Origin of the sequence: Actinomadura sp. 1N219 (assembly GCF_044326405.1) — a bacterium.
Classification (GTDB): domain Bacteria; phylum Actinomycetota; class Actinomycetes; order Streptosporangiales; family Streptosporangiaceae; genus Spirillospora.
Genome location: NZ_JBIRAY010000003.1, coordinates 106,029 through 124,410 on the forward strand (window position 1 = coordinate 106,029; position 18,382 = coordinate 124,410).

An 18,382-nucleotide genomic window follows, 5' to 3' on the forward strand; every position below is an offset into this window, starting at 1 on the left:
CGGCGGGCACTACGGGACGGCGTCGACGATCCGGCGGGACCCGATCCAGCGGGAGCGTTCGGCGGCGTAGTAGGCGGCGCCGTCGGGCCCGGCGGGGCCGTCCGGGCGGCGGCGCATCCCGAGCTGCAGCGCGATCTCCGCCGACGCCGGGTTCGCCGTGTCGATCTCGGCGGTGACCCGGTGCACGCCGACCACCCCGAACGCGTAGTCCAGCACCGCGCGGGACGCCTCGGCGGCCAGGCCCTGCCCCCACCGGTCCGGTTCCAGGCTGTAGAGGATCTCCACGTCCACGCCGTGGCCGAGCGGGCCGTCGTGGTGGCTGAGCCCGGCCACGCCGATCAGCGGCTCGCCCGCCGCGGGCGGCCGGGCGCCGGCGCCGTCGCCGTCGATCCCGCCGGACCAGCGGGCGGACCGCAGCGCCCACAGCCCGTAACCCTCGGTGGCGAAGTCGCGCTCACTGGAGTCGATGATCTCCGACACCTGGACGGCGGAGATCAGCCGGTCGTGGAACAGGTGCCGCCGGACGAGCGGGCCCGTCCAGTGCGTCAGCAGCGCGCCGTGGTCCCGCATGGACACCGGGTGCAGGACGAGCCGCACCGTGCGCAGCACCTCACTCATGCCCGTCCTCTCCGGACGGGCCGCCGGGGGCGGGCCATTCGGGCGCGGGCTCGCCGTCCGGGACGCCGACCCGGAACACGCGCAGCTGCAGCGCCAGCGCCCGGTAGTACCCGACGAGCGTGACCAGCTCCACGACGGCGGCGCGGCCGAGCGTGGTCGCAGCCTCGGTGAACACGGCGTCGCCGAGGTCGTCCTCGGCGACGAGCTGCCGGGTCGCCTCGTACACGACGCGTTCGCGGACGTCCGCGAGCATCGGGGCGCGGCCCTCGCGGAGCGCGTCCGTCTCGGCGTCGGCGAGCCCGGCGCGGCGGCCGATCCGCTCGTGCGCGTACCACTCGAAGTCGGACCGCAGGTGCGCGGCGACGACCAGCGTCGCGATCTCCCGCTCCCGCCTGGTGAACGCGGTGCGGAACCGCAGCGCGGCGCCGAGGTCCTGCAGCGGCAGCCCGACGGACGGGCTGTAGAGCATCGCGTTGAAGGGGCCGAGGAGCCGTCCCGACGCGTCGGCCAGGCCGAACACGGGTTCACCGGCCGGGGGATCCGCGGGGTCGTCCTCCGAGGCGGGGCCCGTGCCGCCGGCGCCGCGCGGGCCGCCGGTCACCGCCTCGTAGACGGCCAGCTGCTCGTCGCTGAGCGAGCCGGGGAGCAGCAGCGGGAGCCGGGTCGTGGACGGACCGCGCGCTGGTCGGTCGTTGACGTGCTCACCGCTCACGGGGTCGATCACTTACCGCACGCTAGGCGGTCGGCCCTGGCGGCTCAAGTCCCGTCCGGAATGTGAAACCTCTGCCGCACGATGACATGGCCGTCGCGTGACACCGGCCGGGACCCGCCGTCCGGCCTGGCAGGATGGCCGGGTGAGCGGCATCTACGACGATCCGTGGGCGTACGAGCTGGCGTGCTCGTTCCGCGACGTGCCCGCCGAGGCGGACGCGCTGCTCGGCTGGTGCGCCGAGCACGACGCGAAGCCCGCTTCGGTGCTTGAGCTGGCGGCCGGGCCCGCCGAACACGCCCGGGAGTTCGCCCGCCGCGGCCTCGCCGCCACCGCCCTCGACCTGAACGCGGAGATGTGCGCCCACGCGTCCCGCGAGGCGGCGCGCGACGGCGTCGAGGTGACGGTCGTCCAGGACGACATGACCCGGTTCGACCTCGGCCGCCGGTTCGACCTGATCGTGACCATGCTGGACTCGACGTCCCACCTGATGACGCTGGACGCGCTGGTCGCGCACCTGCGCCGGGTCGCCGCGCACCTGTCCCCCGGCGGCCTGTACATCGTGGAGATGTCGCATCCGCGCGACCGGCTCGGCGACGACCCGAGCGTCAGCACGGGCTGGACGGTCGAGCGCGGCGGCGTCCACGCCAGCGTGCGGTGGGGCGAGCCCGGCGACCGGCTCGACCCGGTCACCCAGATCGCCGACGACCACGTCACGATGACCATCACCGGGGACGGGGGCACGCGGGTGCTGCGCGACGTCGTCCCGTACCGGTTCTGGACGGCCACCGAGCTGGACGCCGCGATCCGTCTCGCGGGCGGCCTGGACGTGCTGGCCCGGCACGGCGACTTCGGGGCCGGTCAGGACGCGGTGGCCCTCACCGACCCCGCCGCCTGGCGCATGATCACCATCCTGCGCGGCGGCTACGGCGCGGGCGTCCAGCCGGGCATCGGGTAGGACGCCAGCAGCTCGCGGACCTGCCCCGCGACCCGCTCGACGGCGCTCTCGTCCTGCTTGGACGCGGCCTGCACGACCTCGTCCATCCAGGCCGCGACCCGCGGCATGTGCTCCTCGCCGAGCCCGCGGGTGGTGATCGCGGCGGTGCCGACGCGCAGCCCGGACGGGTCGAACGGCTTGCGCGTGTCGAACGGGACGGCGTTGTAGTTCAGCTCGATCCCGGCGCGGTCGAGGGCCTGCGCGGCCGGCTTGCCCCCGATGCCCTTGCCGGTCAGGTCGATCAGGATGAGGTGGTTGTCGGTGCCGCCGGAGACCAGGTCGTAGCCGCGGTCCGTCAGCGCCGCGGCGAGGACCTTGGCGTTCGCGACGACCTGCCGCGCGTACGTCGCGAACCCGGGCTGCGACGCCTCCTTCAGCGCGACGGCGATCGCGGCGGTGGTGTGGTTGTGCGGGCCGCCCTGCAGCCCGGGGAACACGGCCTTGTCGACCGCCTTCGCGTGCTCGGCCGTCGACATGACCATCGCGCCGCGCGGGCCGCGGAGCGTCTTGTGCGTGGTCGTGGAGATCACGTCGGCGTGGCCGACCGGGGACGGGTGCGCGCCGCCCGCGATCAGGCCCGCGATGTGCGCGATGTCGGCGGCCAGTACTGCACCGGCCTCGCGGGCGATCTCGGCGAAGGCGGGGAAGTCGATCGTCCGCGGGATCGCGGTGCCGCCGCACCAGATGAGCTTCGGCCGCTCCTTCAGCGCCAGGTCGCGGACCTGGTCCATGTCGACGCGCCCGGTGTCGGCGCGGACGTCGTACCGGACGGGCCGGAACCACTTGCCGGTGGCCGACACCGACCAGCCGTGCGTGAGGTGCCCGCCCATCGGCAGCGACAGGCCCATCACCGGGTCGCCCGGCTCCAGGAACGCCATGTAGACGGCGAGGTTCGCGGGCGACCCCGAGTACGGCTGGACGTTGGCGTGCTCGACGCCGAACAGCGCCTTCGCCCGGTCGATCGCGAGCGTCTCGATCGGGTCGACGAGCTGCTGGCCCTCGTAGTACCGCTTGCCCGCGTACCCCTCGGAGTACTTGTTGGTCAGGACGGTGCCGGCGGCCTCCAGGACGGCGGGCGACACGTAGTTCTCCGAGGCGATGAGCCGCAGCTTCTCGTACTGGCGGCGCGCCTCGTCCTCCACCATCCCGGCGATCTCGGGGTCCTGGTCGTGCAGATGGGGAAGGGCCGGTTCGTGCATGGATGCCTCCGCGCTGTCCGCGCCGGGGTTCGGGCACCCCGGCGGATGGGGACCCGTACACCCAGGCGCGCGGTGTGCGGACTGCATTCGCTCCCCGGTGGTCGTCTCCACCTTGACTGCGCCAGTCGCGTGGGCGCCATCTTACCGGCGCGGGCACGCCCGCTCGCGCCGGTCGCCGGTATCGCCGATCCGCTCCAGAGCCGCTCCACGGCCGCTTCAGAGCCGCTCCAGAGCCGCTCCACGGCCGCTTCAGAGCCGCTCCAGAGCTGCTCCGGGGCCGCTCCGGGCGCTTCGGCGCCACCCGGAAAGCGCAAGGCCCGGCCCCCTGCGTGGGGGCCGGGCCGTGCGGTGGTCGGTGCGCGGGCCGTCAGCGGCTCGCGGACTCCAGGGCCTTCTTGACGGCGGCGCGCTTCTGCCGGAGCTTCGCCAGCGCCTCCTCGAGGATGGCCTCGCCGTCCTCGTCACTGCGGCGCTCCTTCACGTACGCCAGGTGCGTCTTGTACGGCTCGGTCTTCGGCGGGGCCGGCGGGTTCTCCGAGTCCTGCCCGGCGGGGAACCCGCAGCGCGGGCAGTCCCAGGTCTCGGGGACTGCGACGTCCGTCGCGAAGCTGGGGCGGGTCTCGTGCCGGTTGGCGCAGTAGAAGGTCACCCACACGCGGGGGGCGGCGTCGCCACGCTCCGCCTCTCCCATCGGACCGGCCCCGACACGGCTGCCCCGAATCGCGTTGCCACTACCCACGGAGTACTCCTCGCTTGGTCTTCCGGCGCCGCCCGTGACCTCCTGGGGCGGCGCGGCGCTCGCATTGGTCGGAACGGGTGCTTCAGGCGTCGCCCTTGAACAGGAGCCCGAGAGCGACGATCGAGGCGAACCAGAGGACGCCGACGGCGACCGTCAGCCTGTCGAGGTTGCGCTCCACCACGGACGACCCGCCCAGGGACGACGAGATGCCGCCGCCGAACATGTCGGACAGTCCGCCGCCCTTGCCCTTGTGCATGAGGACGAGGACGACCATCAGCAGGCTCGTGACGATGAGCACTATGGACGATGCGATGATCACGATTCTTCAGCGCCTTGTCTGTAGTTCAGGACGGTCTGTAGTTCAGACGGTGGGTCAGGCCGGGCGGTTTACCCGTCAGCTACGAAGGGTACGACGAACAACCCGCTGGTTCGGCAAGAACCCCCAGTTCACGCGGAATTGATCACTTTGATCAGACGGGGAGATCCCGGTACCGGCAGATTTTGACGAACTCTCCCGGGTCCAGGCTGGCACCACCGACCAAGGCGCCGTCCACGTCGGCCTGCGCCATGAGCTTGGCGATGTTGCCGCCCTTCACCGAACCGCCGTACAGGATACGCACCTCGTCGGCCACTCCGCCGTCGTACAGCTCGGCGAGCCGCGTCCTGATCGCCGCGCAGACCTCCTGCGCGTCCTGCGGGGTGGCGACCTCGCCGGTGCCGATCGCCCAGACCGGCTCGTAGGCGATCACGGTGCGCCGCGCCTGCTCGGCGGTGATCTTCTCCAGGCCGCCGTCGAGCTGCTCGATGACGTGCGGGACGTGCCCGCCCGCCCTGCGGACCTCCAGGCCCTCCCCGACGCACATGATCGGGGTGAGGTCGGCGGCGAGCGCGGCCTTGGCCTTGGCGTTGACGAGCGCGTCGTCCTCGGCGTGGTACTGGCGGCGCTCGGAGTGCCCGACGAGGGCGTACGCGCAGCGCAGCTTGGCGAGCATCGACGCGGAGATGTCGCCGGTGTAGGCGCCGGACGTGTGCGGCGAGACGTCCTGCGCGCCGTACTCGATCGGGTACTTGTCGGCGTCGACGAGCGTCTGCACCGAGCGGATCGCGGTGAACGGCGGGATCACGGCGACGTCGACCGCGTCGTAGTCGGCGTCCTTGAGCGCGAACGCCATCTTCTGGACGAGCGCGATCGCCTCGAGGTGGTTGTTGTTCATCTTCCAGTTGCCCGCCATCAGCGGCTTGCGGGCGGGTGTCGCGGGGGCCATCGTCAGTCCTCCAGGGCCTGCAGGCCGGGCAGCGTCTCGCCTTCGAGGTATTCGAGGCTCGCGCCGCCGCCGGTCGAGATGTGGGAGAAGGCGGCCTCGTCGAAGCCGAGCCGCCGGACGGCCGCGGCGGAGTCGCCGCCGCCGACCACGGTGAACGCGCCGGAGTCGATGAGGCCCTGCGCGACGGCGCGGGTGCCGCCGGCGTAGGGCTCCATCTCGAACACGCCCATGGGGCCGTTCCAGAAGATCGTGCGGGCGTCGGCGAGGCGCGCGGCGAACAGCTTGCCGGACTCGGGGCCGATGTCCAGGCCGAGCCGGTCGGACGGGATCGCGTCGGCGGCGACCACGCCGTGGTCGGCGTCGGCGGAGAACGCGGCCGCGGCGACGATGTCGACGGGGAGCACGAACTCCACGCCCGCGTCCGCGGCGCGCCGCAGGTAGTCGCGGACGGTGCCGAGCTGGTCCTCTTCCAGGAGGCTCTTGCCGACCTCGTGGCCCTGGGCCTTGAGGAACGTGAAGACCATGCCGCCGCCGATCAGGATGCGGTCGGCCTTGCCGAGCAGGTTGTCGATCACGCCGAGCTTGTCGGACACCTTGGACCCGCCGAGCGCGACGGCGTAGGGGCGCTCGACGTCCTCGGTGAGCCGCTTCAGCACCTCGACCTCGGCGGCGATCAGCCCGCCCGCGGCGTGCGGGAGCCGCTTCGGCACGTCGTAGACGGACGCGTGCCTGCGGTGCACGGCGCCGAACCCGTCCCCGACGTAGATCTCGGCGAGGGCGGCGAGCCGGTCGGCGAACGCGCCGCGCTCGGCGTCGTCCTTGCTGGTCTCGCCCGGCTCGAAGCGCAGGTTCTCCAGGAGGGCGACGCCGCCGTCCGCGAGACCGCCGGCGGCGGCGCGGGCGGAGTCGCCGACGACGTCGGACGCGAACGCGACGTCCGCGCGGAGCAGGTCGCCGAGCCGCGCCGCGACGGGGGCCAGCGAGAACTCGGGCTTGACCTCGCCCTTGGGACGGCCGAGGTGGGCGCAGACGATGACCTTGGCGCCCCTGGCCCGCAGCGCCTCGATCGTCGGCAGGCTCGCCCGGATCCGCCCGTCGTCGGTGATCTCGCCGTCCTCCAGCGGGACGTTCAGGTCCGCGCGGACGAGGACGCGGCGACCGGCGACGTCGAGGTCGTCAATGGTGCGCATCGGATGCGGTGTCCTTCCGTACACGGCCGCGCCGTGGCGCGCGCGCTCCGTCGGGCGCGGCCACGGCACGAAGGGCTACGGGTTACGGCTACGGGGTTACCAGCTACGGGTTACAGCTGCGAGCCGACGAGCTTGACGAGGTCGACGAGCCGGTTGGAGTAGCCCCACTCGTTGTCGTACCAGCCGACGACCTTGACCTGGTCGCCGATGACCTTGGTCAGCCCGGAGTCGAAGATGCAGGACGCCGGGTCGGTGACGATGTCGCTGGAGACGATCGGGTCCTCGGTGTAGGTGAGGTAGCCCTTCAGCGGGCCCTCGGCGGCGGCCCTGAACGCCGCGTTGACCTCCTCGACCGTGACGTCGCGGGACAGCGTGACGGTCAGGTCGGTGGCGGAGCCGGTCGGCACCGGGACGCGCAGCGCGTAGCCGTCCAGCCTGCCCTTCAGCTCGGGCAGCACCAGGCCGATGGCCTTGGCGGCGCCGGTGGAGGTCGGGACGACGTTCAGCGCGGCGGCGCGGGCGCGGCGCAGGTCCTTGTGCGGGGCGTCCTGGAGGTTCTGGTCCTGCGTGTAGGCGTGGATCGTCGTCATCAGGCCCTTCTCGATGACGAAGCTGTCGTGCAGGACCTTCGCCAGCGGGGCCAGGCAGTTGGTGGTGCAGGACGCGTTGGAGATGATCGTGTGGTTCGCCGGGTCGTAGGCGTCGTCGTTGACGCCGAGGACGAGCGTCACGTCCTCGTTCTTCGCCGGGGCGGAGATGATCACCTTCTTGGCGCCGTTGTCGGCGTGCACCTTGGCCTTGGCGGCGTCGGTGAAGAAACCGGTCGACTCCACCACGACGTCGGCGCCGACGTCGCTCCACTTCAGGCCGGCGGGGTCGCGCTCGGCGAACGCCTTGATCGCCTTGCCGCCCACGACGATCTCGTCGGCGGTGGCGTGCACGTCCTCGGGGAAACGGCCGAGAATGGTGTCGTACTTGAGCAAATGGGCGAGCGTGGCGTTGTCGGTCAGGTCGTTGACCGCCACGATCTCGATGTCGGCTCCGGACGCCTTCACGGCCCGGTAGAAGTTCCGGCCGATCCGGCCGAACCCGTTGATGCCTACTCGGATGGTCACGGAACGGCTCCTCGCACGTCGAATCGCCCGGTGGTCAGCCGGACTGTTAGCTACGTCTATCCGGGGATCTCCCCCAGGTCCATCCGGGGTTCTCCCCCAGCCTCGACCCTATCCAATGACCGGTGGGTAGCCCGACACCGGTGGCGCGGGAGATCCGCGGGTGCGGGCGTTTTGCCGATCATCAGTAGAATCCGGCTCCATGCGCCCCGGCCGGTTGTTCACCCTTTTTCTGAGCGGGGTCCTGACCTGCCTGTTCGCGGGCCTGGCAGGGCCCTCCGCCGCGGCGTCGGTGGAACGTGCCGACGAGCTGTCCCGCGCCGATCACCTCGCGGCGGCGCTGCGCCGCGACCCCGTGTACGTCACCGACCACGCGCCGCGGTCGCTGCCCCCGGACGCCGCCGCGCGGATCAAGGCGTCTGTCGCCCGGCTCGGCGTGCCCGCCTACGTGGCGGTGACGCCGACCCTCGGCCTCGGGGAGCAGAATCCGGGCGACTCGCTCTCACTCGTGGCGCTGCTCCGCGACCGGCTGGGCAAGGACGGGGTCTACGTCGTGGTCGACCCGTCCGGCGGGCACGGCGAGGCCCGGCAGTTCGGCGGCTCCCGGCGCCTTCCCGTGGACGACGCCTGGTGGGCCGCGAAGTTCGAACTGGCCCACGACGTGAGCGCCCCCGACATGATCGGGCGGTTCGTGGAGATCGCCCTGTCCGGCCGGGCCAGGGAGCGGCGCGATCATCCGGGTCCGAGGCCCGAGTCGGCGACCCGCAAGGCGCTGAACGCCGACGACAGAGCCGACCGGCGGGCCGACCGGATCGAGAAGGCCGCGTTCGGCGGCGGCGCGGCGCTCGGCGGGCTGCCGATCCTCGGCTTGCTCATCGCACGCCGCGTCCGCCGGGCGAAGAGGAGCGAAGGCAACGTCGGCCGCGGCCGGGGCAAGGGGCGGAAATGAGGCGGGCAGGGGTCGCGGCGCTGCTCGCCGTCCTGATCATGGCCGCAGGGCCGGTCGCCGCCGCCGAGCCGGTCGCCACCGCGGACGACCCGCCGCACGCCTACCGGCGCCTCGACCGGGTCGCCGCCGCGCTGGCCAAGGACCCGCTGTTCGTCGACCCCGACGCGAGCGGCGCCCTCGACGCGGCCGAGCGCGGACGGGTGCGCCAGGCCGTCCGGCGGACGGCGAAGCAGCTCGGCACCCCGGTCTACGTCGTCGTGATCCCGAACCCGCCCGACTCGGAGTCGCAGGGACGCAACGACGCTTTCCTGTTCGCCCTGCACGACCGGTCGCGCCGGGACGGGCTCTACCTGATGGTCGACACGCACGGGGGGCTTGACTCCGAGGCGTTCCAGGTGCCGCGCGACTACGACTACTCGTCCCTGGACGACGACGAGCCGGGTTCCTGGCGTCCGGCCGACTCCGACCGTCCGTTCGAGGGGCTCGTGGAGCGGCTCGTCCAGCGGATGAACGGCTACGCCGCGGCGCCCCCGGCGTCCCCGTCCACGCCGAGGCTGTACTCCAGCCCCGATCCGTTCGGGGAGGAGAACAAGCTGAGGCCGCGCGACGCCGAGGTCAAGAGCCCGCTCCTCACCGGGCTCCTGCTCGTCGGGCCGATCTCGGCCGCGCTGCTGTACTGGGCGGGCATCGGCGTCCTCGCCCTGGTCCGCAGGGGGCGATCGCCCGGTCCGGACGACGTCGTGAAGCATCCGCGGGCGCCGAGGAAGCCGAGCATGCGCTGGCTGCGGCGCAACGCGGCCGAGGAGGTGGGGCGGCTCCGCGACCTGCTCGCCACGGCCGAGGCGGAGCGCGGGCGCCTGTTCGCCGTGTCGGCCTACGACGCCGCGCAGATCCTCTACGACGACGCCAAGGACGACGAGGAGCGCGCGATCGATCTCGTCGGCGCGATCGTCCTGGCCCGGCAGGGGCGGATCGCGCTGACGCGGAACGTCGCCCTCCCGCCCGCCCCGTGCCTGGTGAACCCGCTGCACGGCGAGTCGACCGGGCGCGCGTACGTCCCGAAACTCGACGGCGACGGCGTCCTGCCCAAACCGTGCCCGCTCTGCGGCGCCTGCCAGGAGACCGAGCGCCGGACCGGGCTGCGGAGGCATCACCTCATGGAGATCGGGGGCCGTCCGCACACCGCGGTCCGCGGCGTGTGGCGTGACACGGCGTGGGGCGCCGACCGCAAGAAGTTCCTTCCCCGTGTGATGAGGTACCTCGGTGTTGAGTGAACCGGTGTCGAGCGCACCGTCCCCCGGCGAACGGCTGGCCGCCGCGCTGCGCCGCTCCCCCATTTACGTCGACCCTTCGATCGCGTCGGCGCTGCCGATGGCGGAGCGGCGCAGGCTCATCGCCAAGTTCAAGAAGGCGCCGGCGCCGATCTACGTGGTCCTCGTCCCGCTGGTCACGGGCGGGATCTGGGCGGACGCCGACCAGCTCGCCACCGTCGTCCACGACCGCCTCGGCCGCGACGGGATCTTCATCACGCTCCGCGAGGACAGCCAGGACCTGACGGCCCGCGAATGGGGCGGCGACCACCAGGCGCGCGACGCCGCCTGGGCGGTCACGCTGGACCGCGCGATGGACGACACCCCGCTCGCGGCCCGGCTGTCCCGCGTCGCCGACCTGATCATCTCGGGCACCGGCAAGCGGGAGTACGACCGGGTCTCCGCCGAGATCGAGCGCCGCTCCAAGGCCCGGCGGGAGGCGGCGAACCGCACCGGCGAACCCCGTTCCGCAGGGGCTGACGACGGCGGCCTCGCCCTTCCCCTCGGCGCGGGCGCGGCGGGCCTCGCCGTCGTGGGCGTCGGCGGGTTCCTGCTGTGGCGGCGGCGCCGGATGGCGTCCGTCCGGCGCGAGGGCAGCGGCCTGCTGATGCCCCGCACGGTGTTCGCCACGGCGCGGCGGGCGAACGAGGACCAGCTGCGCGAGCAGGCGTCCCACGAGGTCATCGCGTTCGGCGAGCTGCTCGACGAGACCGCGGTCCCGACCACCGGCGAGCGGGCCCGCGCCCTGATGACCGCCGCGCTGGACGCCTACCAGGCCGCGGGCAAGACCCTCGACGCCGCCCGGGGCGTCCCCGACCTGGCGGGCGTGCTGGTGCTGCTCGACCAGGGCCGTGACGCGTTCGCCTCCGCCCGGGCGGTCGCGAACGGCGAGCCGGAGATCCCGCCGGTCCCGCTCTGCTTCTTCAACCCGCTCCACGGGGACGCCACCGCCAAGATCGACTGGCGTCCGCTCGGGTCCCGCAAGAGCCTCCGGGTCCGGAGCTGCCGGCCGTGCGCCCGCGCGGCCCGCGGCAGGGAGACGCCGGACGTCCTCATGGACCGCCGGGACGGCCGCGACGTCCCCTACTACGAGGCCGACCCGGCGGACAGCGTCTGGGCTGAGACCGGTTACGGGCAGCTCCGCGACGACCTCGTCCACCGCGTCCTGCGCGGGGACGCCAAGCCGCGCTGAACGACGGCGCGCGCCGAGTTCCCGGGCTGTTCATCGTCCCGTCATCGGGGGCGGTCAGCCGGAGGGGCGCGTGAGGTGTCCTTGATATGTGATCACTCGATCTTGGCAGGGCGCCCGCCGGGCGGGGAGCGCCGTGCTGGTGCTGGCGCTGTCGGCGGGCTGCGAGCGGGCCGCCGCTCCGGCCGCACCGCCCGTGGTCCCGGTGACGGCGGCGGTCGCGGCCGACAGGTCCGTGTGCCTCGGCTACAACGGCCTCGACGGGCTGAACCCGGCCGCGGAGGTCCGCGCGGGCCGGTTCAGGGTGCCCGGCGTCCCGCCGGTGCGCGTCGCCACCGGCACGGACGTGGACTGGGGCCTCGACCCCTACGGCGACCGGACCTGGCAGCTGTGGCTCCACTCCCTCGAATGGCTCGGCGGCGCGATCAAGGAGTACGCGCGGACGGGCGACCCCGCAGCGCTGGACACGGCCGCCGGCATCGTCCGCGACTGGCTGCGCGACAACGGCGACCCAGGCCGGTTCGGCCGGCATCGGCGGGAGGCGATCTCCGAGGGCACCAAGTTCCGGCTGGCCACCCTGGTCTGCCTGCGCCGGCACCGGAGCGGCCGGTGGCTGGACCACGCCATCGCCGCGCACGCGCGGTGGCTCGCCGAACCCGGGCACTACTTGGGCCCCTGGAACCACGGCACCGACGAGTCGATGATCCTCATGACGGCGGGCTGCGGCATCGGCCGCGACGACCTCGCCGAGATCGGCCACCGGCGGCTGCGCGAGGCGATCCTCGACCCGCCGGGCGGCGCGCGGCCCGCCATCGACGCGGAGGGCGCCAACAACGAGCAGTCCGCGTACTACACGGTCTACAACCGGGGCCGGTGGCGGCTCGCGTTCCAGGTGATGCGCCGGTGCGGACATCCCGTCCCGGACGAGCTCGTCCGGCGGCACCGCCTGCTGGACGAGTTCGTCGCGTTCCAGACGACGCCCGCCGGGGACCTCGTCCAGATCGGCGAGTCGGAGGCGTCGGAGGCGTCGGAGATCGGCGCCCCTGGGGACGGCCCGATCAGGTACGTGGCGTCCCAGGGGCGCATGGGCACCCCGCCGACGCGGCGGGCGCGCGTGTACCAGGCCGGATACGTGATGGGACGCTCCGGATGGGGCCGCGACGGACGCGCGTACACCGATGAGATGGCCTACACGGCGCGTTTCGGCCCCGGCCGGTACGCGCACGGCCAGAACGACCACATGGCGCTGACCTTCCACGCGCTCGGCCGCGACGTCCTCGTCCCGAGCGGCCACATCGGTTACAGCGACCCGGCGTGGCAGGAATGGCTGCGCTCGCCCGACGCCCACAACACGGTCGTGGTGCGGGACGTCCCGTTCCGGCCGGACGCGGCGACGGCGCTGACCGGGCACCAGTTCCGGCCCGGCGCCGACACGTTCTCGTTCACCGACACGGCCTTCACGGGGACGACCCGGTCGCGGTCGGTGCTCGCCGCGTCCGATCCCGACGCGCTCTTGGTGCTGGACGACGTGCGCTCTGCCGTCCCGCACCCCGTGGAGCAGCTCTGGCACCTGCCCGCCGCGTTCACGGCCGTGCCGCGCGGGACGGGCGCCGTCGCCACCGCCGGACGGGTCCGCGTCCACTTCCTGCGGATACCGCTGCCCGGCACGCCGTCGTCACAGGCCCGGACCGTCCGCGGGTCGCTGAACCCCCGGCAGGGGTGGGTCGCGCCGGGGCACCGCAAGAAGACGCCCGCGCCGGTCGTGTCGCTCTCGGCGCGGGGATCGCGGGTGCGGATGCTGACGCTGATCGCCCCCGTCCGCGGCACGGAACGGCCGGACGTGCGCACCCGCTCGCTGCCCGGCGGCGGCGTCCGCGTGGACGCGGCGTTCTCCGGTTACCGGCTCGCCTTCGTGGCCAAGCCTGACGGCGGCCTCCACCGCGTCCGCTGAGGTCAGGGAGCGAGCATCTCCGCGGTCAGGTTGGCGTCCGTGCCGGGGATGCCCTGGTCGCCGGCGCGCTTGTCGGCCATGGCGAGGAGGCGGCGGATGCGGCCCGCGATGGCGTCCTTGGTCAGCGGCGGGTCGGCGAGCTGGCCGAGCTCCTCCAGCGACGCCTGCTTGTGCTCCAGCCGGAGCCGCCCGGCCTTGACGAGGTGCTCGGGCGCGTCGTCGCCGAGGATCTCCAGCGCGCGGGCGACGCGGGCGCCGGCGGCGACGGCGGCGCGGGCCGAGCGCCGCAGGTTCGCGTCGTCGAAGTTCGCGAGGCGGTTCGCGGTGGCGCGGACCTCACGGCGCATCCGGCGCTCCTCCCACGCCAGGACGCTGTCGTGCGCGCCGAGCCGGGTGAGCAGCGCGCTGATCGCGTCGCCGTCGCGGACGACGACCCGGTCGACGCCGCGGACCTCCCGCGCCTTCGCGTGGATCTTGAGGCGGCGGGCCGCGCCGACCAGCGCGAGCGCCGCCTCCGGGCCCGGGCACGTCACCTCCATCGACATGGACCGGCCCGGCTCGGTCAGCGAGCCGTGCGCGAGGAACGCGCCCCGCCACGCCGACTCCGCGTCGCAGGCCGCGCCCGCGACGACATGCCGGGGCAAACCTCGGACGGGCCGCCCGTTGTTGTCGATCAGACCGGTCTGCCGGGCCAGCGACTCGCCGTCCCGGAACACGCGGACGACGTAGCGGTTGCCTTTACGCAGCCCGCTCGGCGCGAGCACGACGACCTCGGAGGTGTGCCCGAACACCTCCGAGATGTCCTTGATCAGGCGCCGGGCCGCGACGCCGGTGTCGATCTCGGCCTCGATCACGATGCGCCCGCTGACCAGGTGCAAGCCGCCAGCGAAGCGCAGCAGCGTCGAGACCTCGGCCTTGCGGCAGCACGGCTTCAAGATCGTCAGCCTGCTTAGCTCGTCCTTGACCACACCGGTCATCGCCATGAGTTGGACCCCTCCCCCTATCGGACTCCCAGCAGTGTCGCCGATCGCGGCGGCGCCGGGCGTCACTCACTGAATATCTGTACGAAGGCTTGGGCCAGACGGGCGGGTTCATGGCGCGGGGACCCGTCTTCGGCGGCATCCTCGGCGGCGACGTCGGCGAGGACGAGCCGCCCGCCGATCTCCTGGACGGCCTTGTCGAGCGCGGCCGGGTCGTCCACCACCCCGCGGTCGGCGAGGACGACGTCCACGCTCAGGCCGGGCGCGTGCGCCCGCAGGACCTCCAGATGGGTCTGCGGGGAGAAGTCGTCGGTCTCGCCGGGCTGCGGCGCGAGGTTCAGCGCGACGGCGCGGCGGGCGCGGGACCCGGCCAGCGCGCGGGCCAGCGCCGGGACCTTCAGGTGCGGCAGGACGCTGGTGAACCACGAGCCGGGCCCGAACACGATCCAGTCGGCGTCGTCGACGGCGGCGAGCGCCTCCGGGCAGGCGGGCGGGTCGGCCGGGACCAGCGAGACGCCGAGCACGCTGCCGGGCGTCTTCGCGCACGCGACCTGCCCCTTGACGTGGGTGATCTCGTCGGGCCTCGCCGGGTCGGCGCCGCGCACCTCCGCGACGATGTCCATCGGGACGGCCGCCATCGGCAGGACGCGCCCGTGCGCGCCGAGCAGCCGCCCGACCCAGTCGAGCCCGTCGACGGCCGCCTCCTGCCCGAGCAGCTCCCACAGCGCGACGATGAGGAGGTTCCCGACCGCGTGGCCCTGCAGGTCGCCCTCGCTGCGGAAGCGGTGCTGGACGACGTCCCGCCACGTCTGGCCCCACTCGTCGTCGCCGCACAGCGCGGCGAGCGCCATCCGCAGGTCGCCGGGCGGCAGCACCCCCAGCTCGCGGCGGAGCCGCCCGCTGGACCCGCCGTCGTCGGCGACGGTGACGATCGCGGTCAGCCGGTCGGTGACGCGGCGCAGCGCCGACAGCGAGGCGTAGAGGCCGTGGCCGCCGCCGAGCGCGACGACCTTCGGGCCGTTGGGCTTCACCGTGCCGTCGACCTGCTCTCCTCGTCCGGGATCCCGCCGGGCGCCAGTTCTTTCCCGGGGGCGTGGGGGTCGTCCCCCAACAAGGGGCCGGACGGGGATTCTACTCGCGGCCGAGGTCGCGATGGGCGACCTGCACCTCGATGCCCTCGTCCCGCAGCCGGGCGGCGATCTGTTCCGCCATGGCCACACTACGGTGTTTGCCGCCGGTGCATCCCACGGCCAGGGTCACGTAGTGCTTCCCCTCGCGCTCGTAGCCGTCGGCGAGGAGCCGCAGCACCTCCGCGTACGCGTACAGGAACTCCTTGGCGCCGCGCTGCCCGAGGACGTAGTCGCGGACGGCGGCGTCGCGGCCCGTCTTCGGCCGCAGCTCAGGCACCCAGTGCGGGTTCGGCAGGAACCGGCAGTCGACGACGAGGTCGGCGTCGACGGGCAGCCCGTACTTGTAGCCGAACGACACGACGGTCGCGCGGAGGCTGGTCTCGCCGGTGTCGTTGCCGAAGAACCCGATGATCTTGTTGCGGAGCTCGTGCACGTTGAGCCCGCTGGTGTCGATCACCAGGTCGGCCTCGGCGCGGACCTCGCGGACCAGCTCCCGCTCGCGGGCGATGCCGTCGACGAGGCGGCCGTCGCCCTGCAGCGGGTGCGGGCGGCGGACGCTCTCGAACCGGCGCACCAGGTCGGCGTCGTTCGCCTCCAGGAACACCACGCGCGGGTGGACGCCGCGCGCCTCCAGCTCGGCGATGGAGGAGTGCAGGTCCTCGGTGAAGGCGCGGCTGCGGACGTCCACGACGACGGCGATGCGGGGCACGGCGTCCTTCACCCGGCCGCCGAGGTCGGCCATCGTGGCCAGCAGGCCGGGCGGCAGGTTGTCGACCACGAACCAGTCGAGGTCCTCCAGGGACTTGGCCGCCGTGCTGCGGCCCGCCCCGGACATGCCGGTGACGATCACGATGTCCGGGATCTTCGTCTCGCTGGTCATGACCCTCTCCCCGTGTGCTCCCCGTCGTTGCGGCCCGTCTCGGCGCCGCCCGTTCCGGCACCGCTCGTTCCGGCGCCGTCCGTCCCGGCGCCGTCCGTTTCAGCACCGTGCGTCCCGGCGCCCCCGCGCGGGACCGCGGCGCCGTGCAGCGCCGCGACGATGCCCTCGGCGCTGCGCAGGCCGATCCCCGGGACCTCGGCGACCTGCTCCGGCGTCGCGTCCTTCAACCGCTTCAGCGAGCCGAAGTGCTTCAGCAGCGCCGCGCGGCGCGCCGGGCCCAGACCCGGAACGTTATCGAGTTCGCTCACCGTCATGGACTTGGACCGCCGCTGCCGGTGGAACGTGATGGCGAACCGGTGCGCCTCGTCGCGGACCCGCTGGACGAGGAACATGCCCTCGCTGTTGCGCGGCAGGATCACCGGGTCGCCTTCGCCGGGCCGCCAGATCTCCTCCAGCCGCTTGGCGATCCCGCAGACCGCGATGTCGTCGACGCCCAGCTCGTCCAGCGCCCGCTGCGCGGCGGCGACCTGCGGCGGGCCGCCGTCGACGACGACGAGGTTGGGCGGGTAGGCGAACTTGCGCGGCCTGCCGGTCTCCGGGTCGATCGGCTGGTGCGCGCCCTCCTCGTCAGGATCGCCGAGGTGGTCGAGCTCGCCCATCTTCTCGCTCTCGGCGAGGTACCGCTTGAACCTGCGGGTGATGACCTCGTGGATGGAGCGGACGTCGTCCTGCCCCTCGACGGCCTTGATCGTGAAGCGGCGGTACTCGCTCTTGCGGGCCAGGCCGTCCTCGAACACGACCATCGACGCGACCACGTTGGTGCCCTGGAGGTTGGACACGTCGTAGCACTCGACGCGCAGGGGCGCGTCGTCCAGCTCCAGCGCGTCCTGGATCTCCTGGAGCGCGCGGCTGCGGGTGGTCAGGTCGGACGCGCGGCGCGTCTTGTGCTGCTTGAGCGCCTCGTGCGCGTTGCGCGCGACCGTCTCCAGCAGCGACTTCTTGTCGCCGCGCTGCGGGACGCGGAGCCGGACGGGCCCGCCGCGCTGCTCGGACAGCAGCTCGGTCATCGCCTCCTCCTCGGGCGGCAGGGCCGGGACGAGCACCTCCCGCGGCACCGATTCGCTCTCGCTGTAGATCTGGATGAGGAAGTGCTCGACCAGGTCGGCGGTGGTGACGTCCTCGACCTTGTCGACGACCCAGCCGCGCTGCCCGCGGATCCGCCCGCCGCGCACGTAGAACACCTGGACGGCCGCCTCCAGCTCGTCCTCCGCGAAGGCGATCATGTCGCAGTCGGTCCGGTCGGGCAGGACGACGGCCTGCTTCTCCAGCGCCCGCTCCAGCGCGCGGACGTCGTCGCGGAGCCGGGCCGCGCGCTCGTACTCCTGCGACGCGGCGGCCTCGCGCATGTCGCGTTCGAGGCGCTTGATGAACCGGGTGGTGTGGCCCGCCATGAAGTCGCAGAAGTCCTCGGCGAGGAGGCGGTGCTCGTCCGGCGTGACGCGGCCGACGCACGGCGCCGAGCATTTGCCGATGTAGCCGAGCAGGCAGGGCCGGTCGAGCTGGTGCTGCCGCTTGAACACGCCCGCGCTGCACGTCCGGACGGGGAACACGCGCAGCAGCTGGTCGACCGTCTCCCGGATCGCCCACGCGTGGGAGTACGGCCCGAAGTAGCGCACGCCCTTCCGCTTGGCACCGCGCATCACCATCACCCTCGGGAACTCCTCGTTCAGGGTGACGGCGAGGTAGGGATACGACTTGTCGTCGCGGTAACGGACGTTGAACCGCGGATCGAACTCCTTGATCCAGGAGTATTCGAGCTGGAGGGCCTCGACCTCGGTCGCGACGACCGTCCAGTCGACCTTGGCGGCGGTGCGGACCATGGTCTGGGTGCGGGGATGCAGCGCGGAGAAGTCGGTGAAGTAGGAGTTGAGGCGCTGGCGGAGGCTCTTGGCCTTGCCCACGTAGATGACCCGGCCGTGCTCGTCGCGGAACCGGTACACCCCGGGTGACTCGGGGATGGAGCCGGGTGCGGGTCGGTAGGTCGCCGGGTCTGCCACGTCCAAAAGCCTAGTGGGCGGCACCGACACGCCGTGCTCCCGCGCATGCCCTCCACGCGCCTCTCCGCGGGTGACGGAGATCTCGCCGTCAGGTTCACATGATCGCA

Annotated in this window: 17 protein-coding genes and 1 riboswitch; of the genes, 5 read left to right on the forward strand and 12 right to left on the reverse strand. The window is 73.1% G+C overall.

What is annotated here, in order from left to right:
• Positions 1-9: 9 nt before the first annotated feature.
• Together ACH35V_RS12630 and ACH35V_RS12635 are read right to left on the reverse strand one after the other, a co-directional pair.
• Entirely contained in the window at positions 10-618 is a 609-nt protein-coding gene (locus ACH35V_RS12630) for a GNAT family N-acetyltransferase (RefSeq protein WP_395972183.1), read from the reverse strand.
• The gene (locus ACH35V_RS12635) at positions 611-1,342 is read right to left on the reverse strand and encodes a carboxymuconolactone decarboxylase family protein (RefSeq protein WP_395972185.1); all 732 of its coding nucleotides are present in this window, start codon (positions 1,340-1,342) and stop codon (positions 611-613) included. Before ACH35V_RS12635 ends, ACH35V_RS12630 begins: the two co-directional genes overlap by 8 nt.
• Positions 1,343-1,472: 130 nt before the next feature.
• On the opposite strand from ACH35V_RS12635, the gene ACH35V_RS12640 reads away from it, so the two are divergent.
• A complete protein-coding gene (locus tag ACH35V_RS12640) occupies positions 1,473-2,285 on the forward strand; it encodes a class I SAM-dependent methyltransferase (protein ID WP_395972186.1) in 813 nt (270 codons plus the stop codon).
• Here ACH35V_RS12640 and glyA read toward each other — a convergent pair.
• From glyA to gap, 6 genes are all read right to left on the reverse strand, one after another.
• Positions 2,252-3,523, reverse strand: coding sequence for a serine hydroxymethyltransferase (gene glyA, locus ACH35V_RS12645; protein ID WP_395972187.1), 1,272 nt, complete (start codon positions 3,521-3,523; stop codon positions 2,252-2,254). The two genes, ACH35V_RS12640 and glyA, sit on opposite strands and share 34 nt — an antisense overlap.
• A gap of 52 nt (positions 3,524-3,575) precedes the next feature.
• Positions 3,576-3,662, reverse strand: a riboswitch (ZMP/ZTP riboswitch).
• A gap of 228 nt (positions 3,663-3,890) precedes the next feature.
• Positions 3,891-4,262, reverse strand: coding sequence for an RNA polymerase-binding protein RbpA (locus ACH35V_RS12650; protein ID WP_131962259.1), 372 nt, complete (start codon positions 4,260-4,262; stop codon positions 3,891-3,893).
• 82 nt (positions 4,263-4,344) lie between these two features.
• Positions 4,345-4,581, reverse strand: a complete 237-nt coding sequence (gene secG / locus ACH35V_RS12655) for a preprotein translocase subunit SecG (RefSeq protein WP_131962261.1) — start codon at positions 4,579-4,581, stop codon at positions 4,345-4,347.
• A 151-nt stretch (positions 4,582-4,732) separates the two neighbouring features.
• The gene (gene tpiA / locus ACH35V_RS12660; protein ID WP_395972189.1) at positions 4,733-5,527 is read right to left on the reverse strand and encodes a triose-phosphate isomerase; all 795 of its coding nucleotides are present in this window, start codon (positions 5,525-5,527) and stop codon (positions 4,733-4,735) included.
• 2 nt (positions 5,528-5,529) lie between these two features.
• Positions 5,530-6,717 (reverse strand): phosphoglycerate kinase, encoded by a 1,188-nt coding sequence (locus ACH35V_RS12665; RefSeq protein ID WP_395972190.1) that lies wholly within the window; start codon positions 6,715-6,717, stop codon positions 5,530-5,532.
• A gap of 110 nt (positions 6,718-6,827) precedes the next feature.
• On the reverse strand, positions 6,828-7,832 hold the full coding sequence (gene gap, locus ACH35V_RS12670) for a type I glyceraldehyde-3-phosphate dehydrogenase (RefSeq protein ID WP_395972192.1): 1,005 nt from the start codon (positions 7,830-7,832) through the stop codon (positions 6,828-6,830).
• Positions 7,833-8,031: 199 nt separating this feature from the next.
• On the opposite strand from gap, the gene ACH35V_RS12675 reads away from it, so the two are divergent.
• The 4 genes from ACH35V_RS12675 to ACH35V_RS12690 all read left to right on the forward strand — a co-directional run bounded on the left by ACH35V_RS12675 (position 8,032) and on the right by ACH35V_RS12690 (position 13,228).
• Positions 8,032-8,778 (forward strand): hypothetical protein, encoded by a 747-nt coding sequence (locus ACH35V_RS12675; RefSeq protein WP_395972194.1) that lies wholly within the window; start codon positions 8,032-8,034, stop codon positions 8,776-8,778.
• A complete protein-coding gene (locus ACH35V_RS12680) occupies positions 8,775-10,052 on the forward strand; it encodes a hypothetical protein (protein WP_395972196.1) in 1,278 nt (425 codons plus the stop codon). Before ACH35V_RS12675 ends, ACH35V_RS12680 begins: the two co-directional genes overlap by 4 nt.
• 4 nt (positions 10,053-10,056) lie before the next feature.
• Entirely contained in the window at positions 10,057-11,280 is a 1,224-nt protein-coding gene (locus ACH35V_RS12685; protein WP_395972197.1) for a hypothetical protein, read from the forward strand.
• A gap of 88 nt (positions 11,281-11,368) precedes the next feature.
• Positions 11,369-13,228: a heparinase II/III family protein gene (locus ACH35V_RS12690; protein ID WP_395972198.1), complete on the forward strand. Its 1,860-nt coding sequence runs from the start codon at positions 11,369-11,371 to the stop codon at positions 13,226-13,228.
• A 2-nt stretch (positions 13,229-13,230) separates the two neighbouring features.
• Here the strand turns inward: ACH35V_RS12690 and whiA are convergent, their stop codons facing one another.
• The 4 genes from whiA to uvrC form a co-directional block, all read right to left on the reverse strand.
• Positions 13,231-14,211 (reverse strand): DNA-binding protein WhiA, encoded by a 981-nt coding sequence (whiA, locus tag ACH35V_RS12695; RefSeq protein ID WP_395972199.1) that lies wholly within the window; start codon positions 14,209-14,211, stop codon positions 13,231-13,233.
• Positions 14,212-14,273: 62 nt separating this feature from the next.
• Positions 14,274-15,239, reverse strand: a complete 966-nt coding sequence (gene yvcK / locus ACH35V_RS12700; RefSeq protein ID WP_395972200.1) for a uridine diphosphate-N-acetylglucosamine-binding protein YvcK — start codon at positions 15,237-15,239, stop codon at positions 14,274-14,276.
• A 100-nt stretch (positions 15,240-15,339) separates the two neighbouring features.
• Entirely contained in the window at positions 15,340-16,218 is an 879-nt protein-coding gene (rapZ, locus tag ACH35V_RS12705; RefSeq protein ID WP_395954401.1) for an RNase adapter RapZ, read from the reverse strand.
• Complete coding sequence (uvrC, locus tag ACH35V_RS12710) at positions 16,215-18,275, reverse strand: excinuclease ABC subunit UvrC (RefSeq protein ID WP_395972202.1); 2,061 nt, start codon at positions 18,273-18,275, stop codon at positions 16,215-16,217. Before uvrC ends, rapZ begins: the two co-directional genes overlap by 4 nt.
• Positions 18,276-18,382 lie beyond the last annotated feature (107 nt).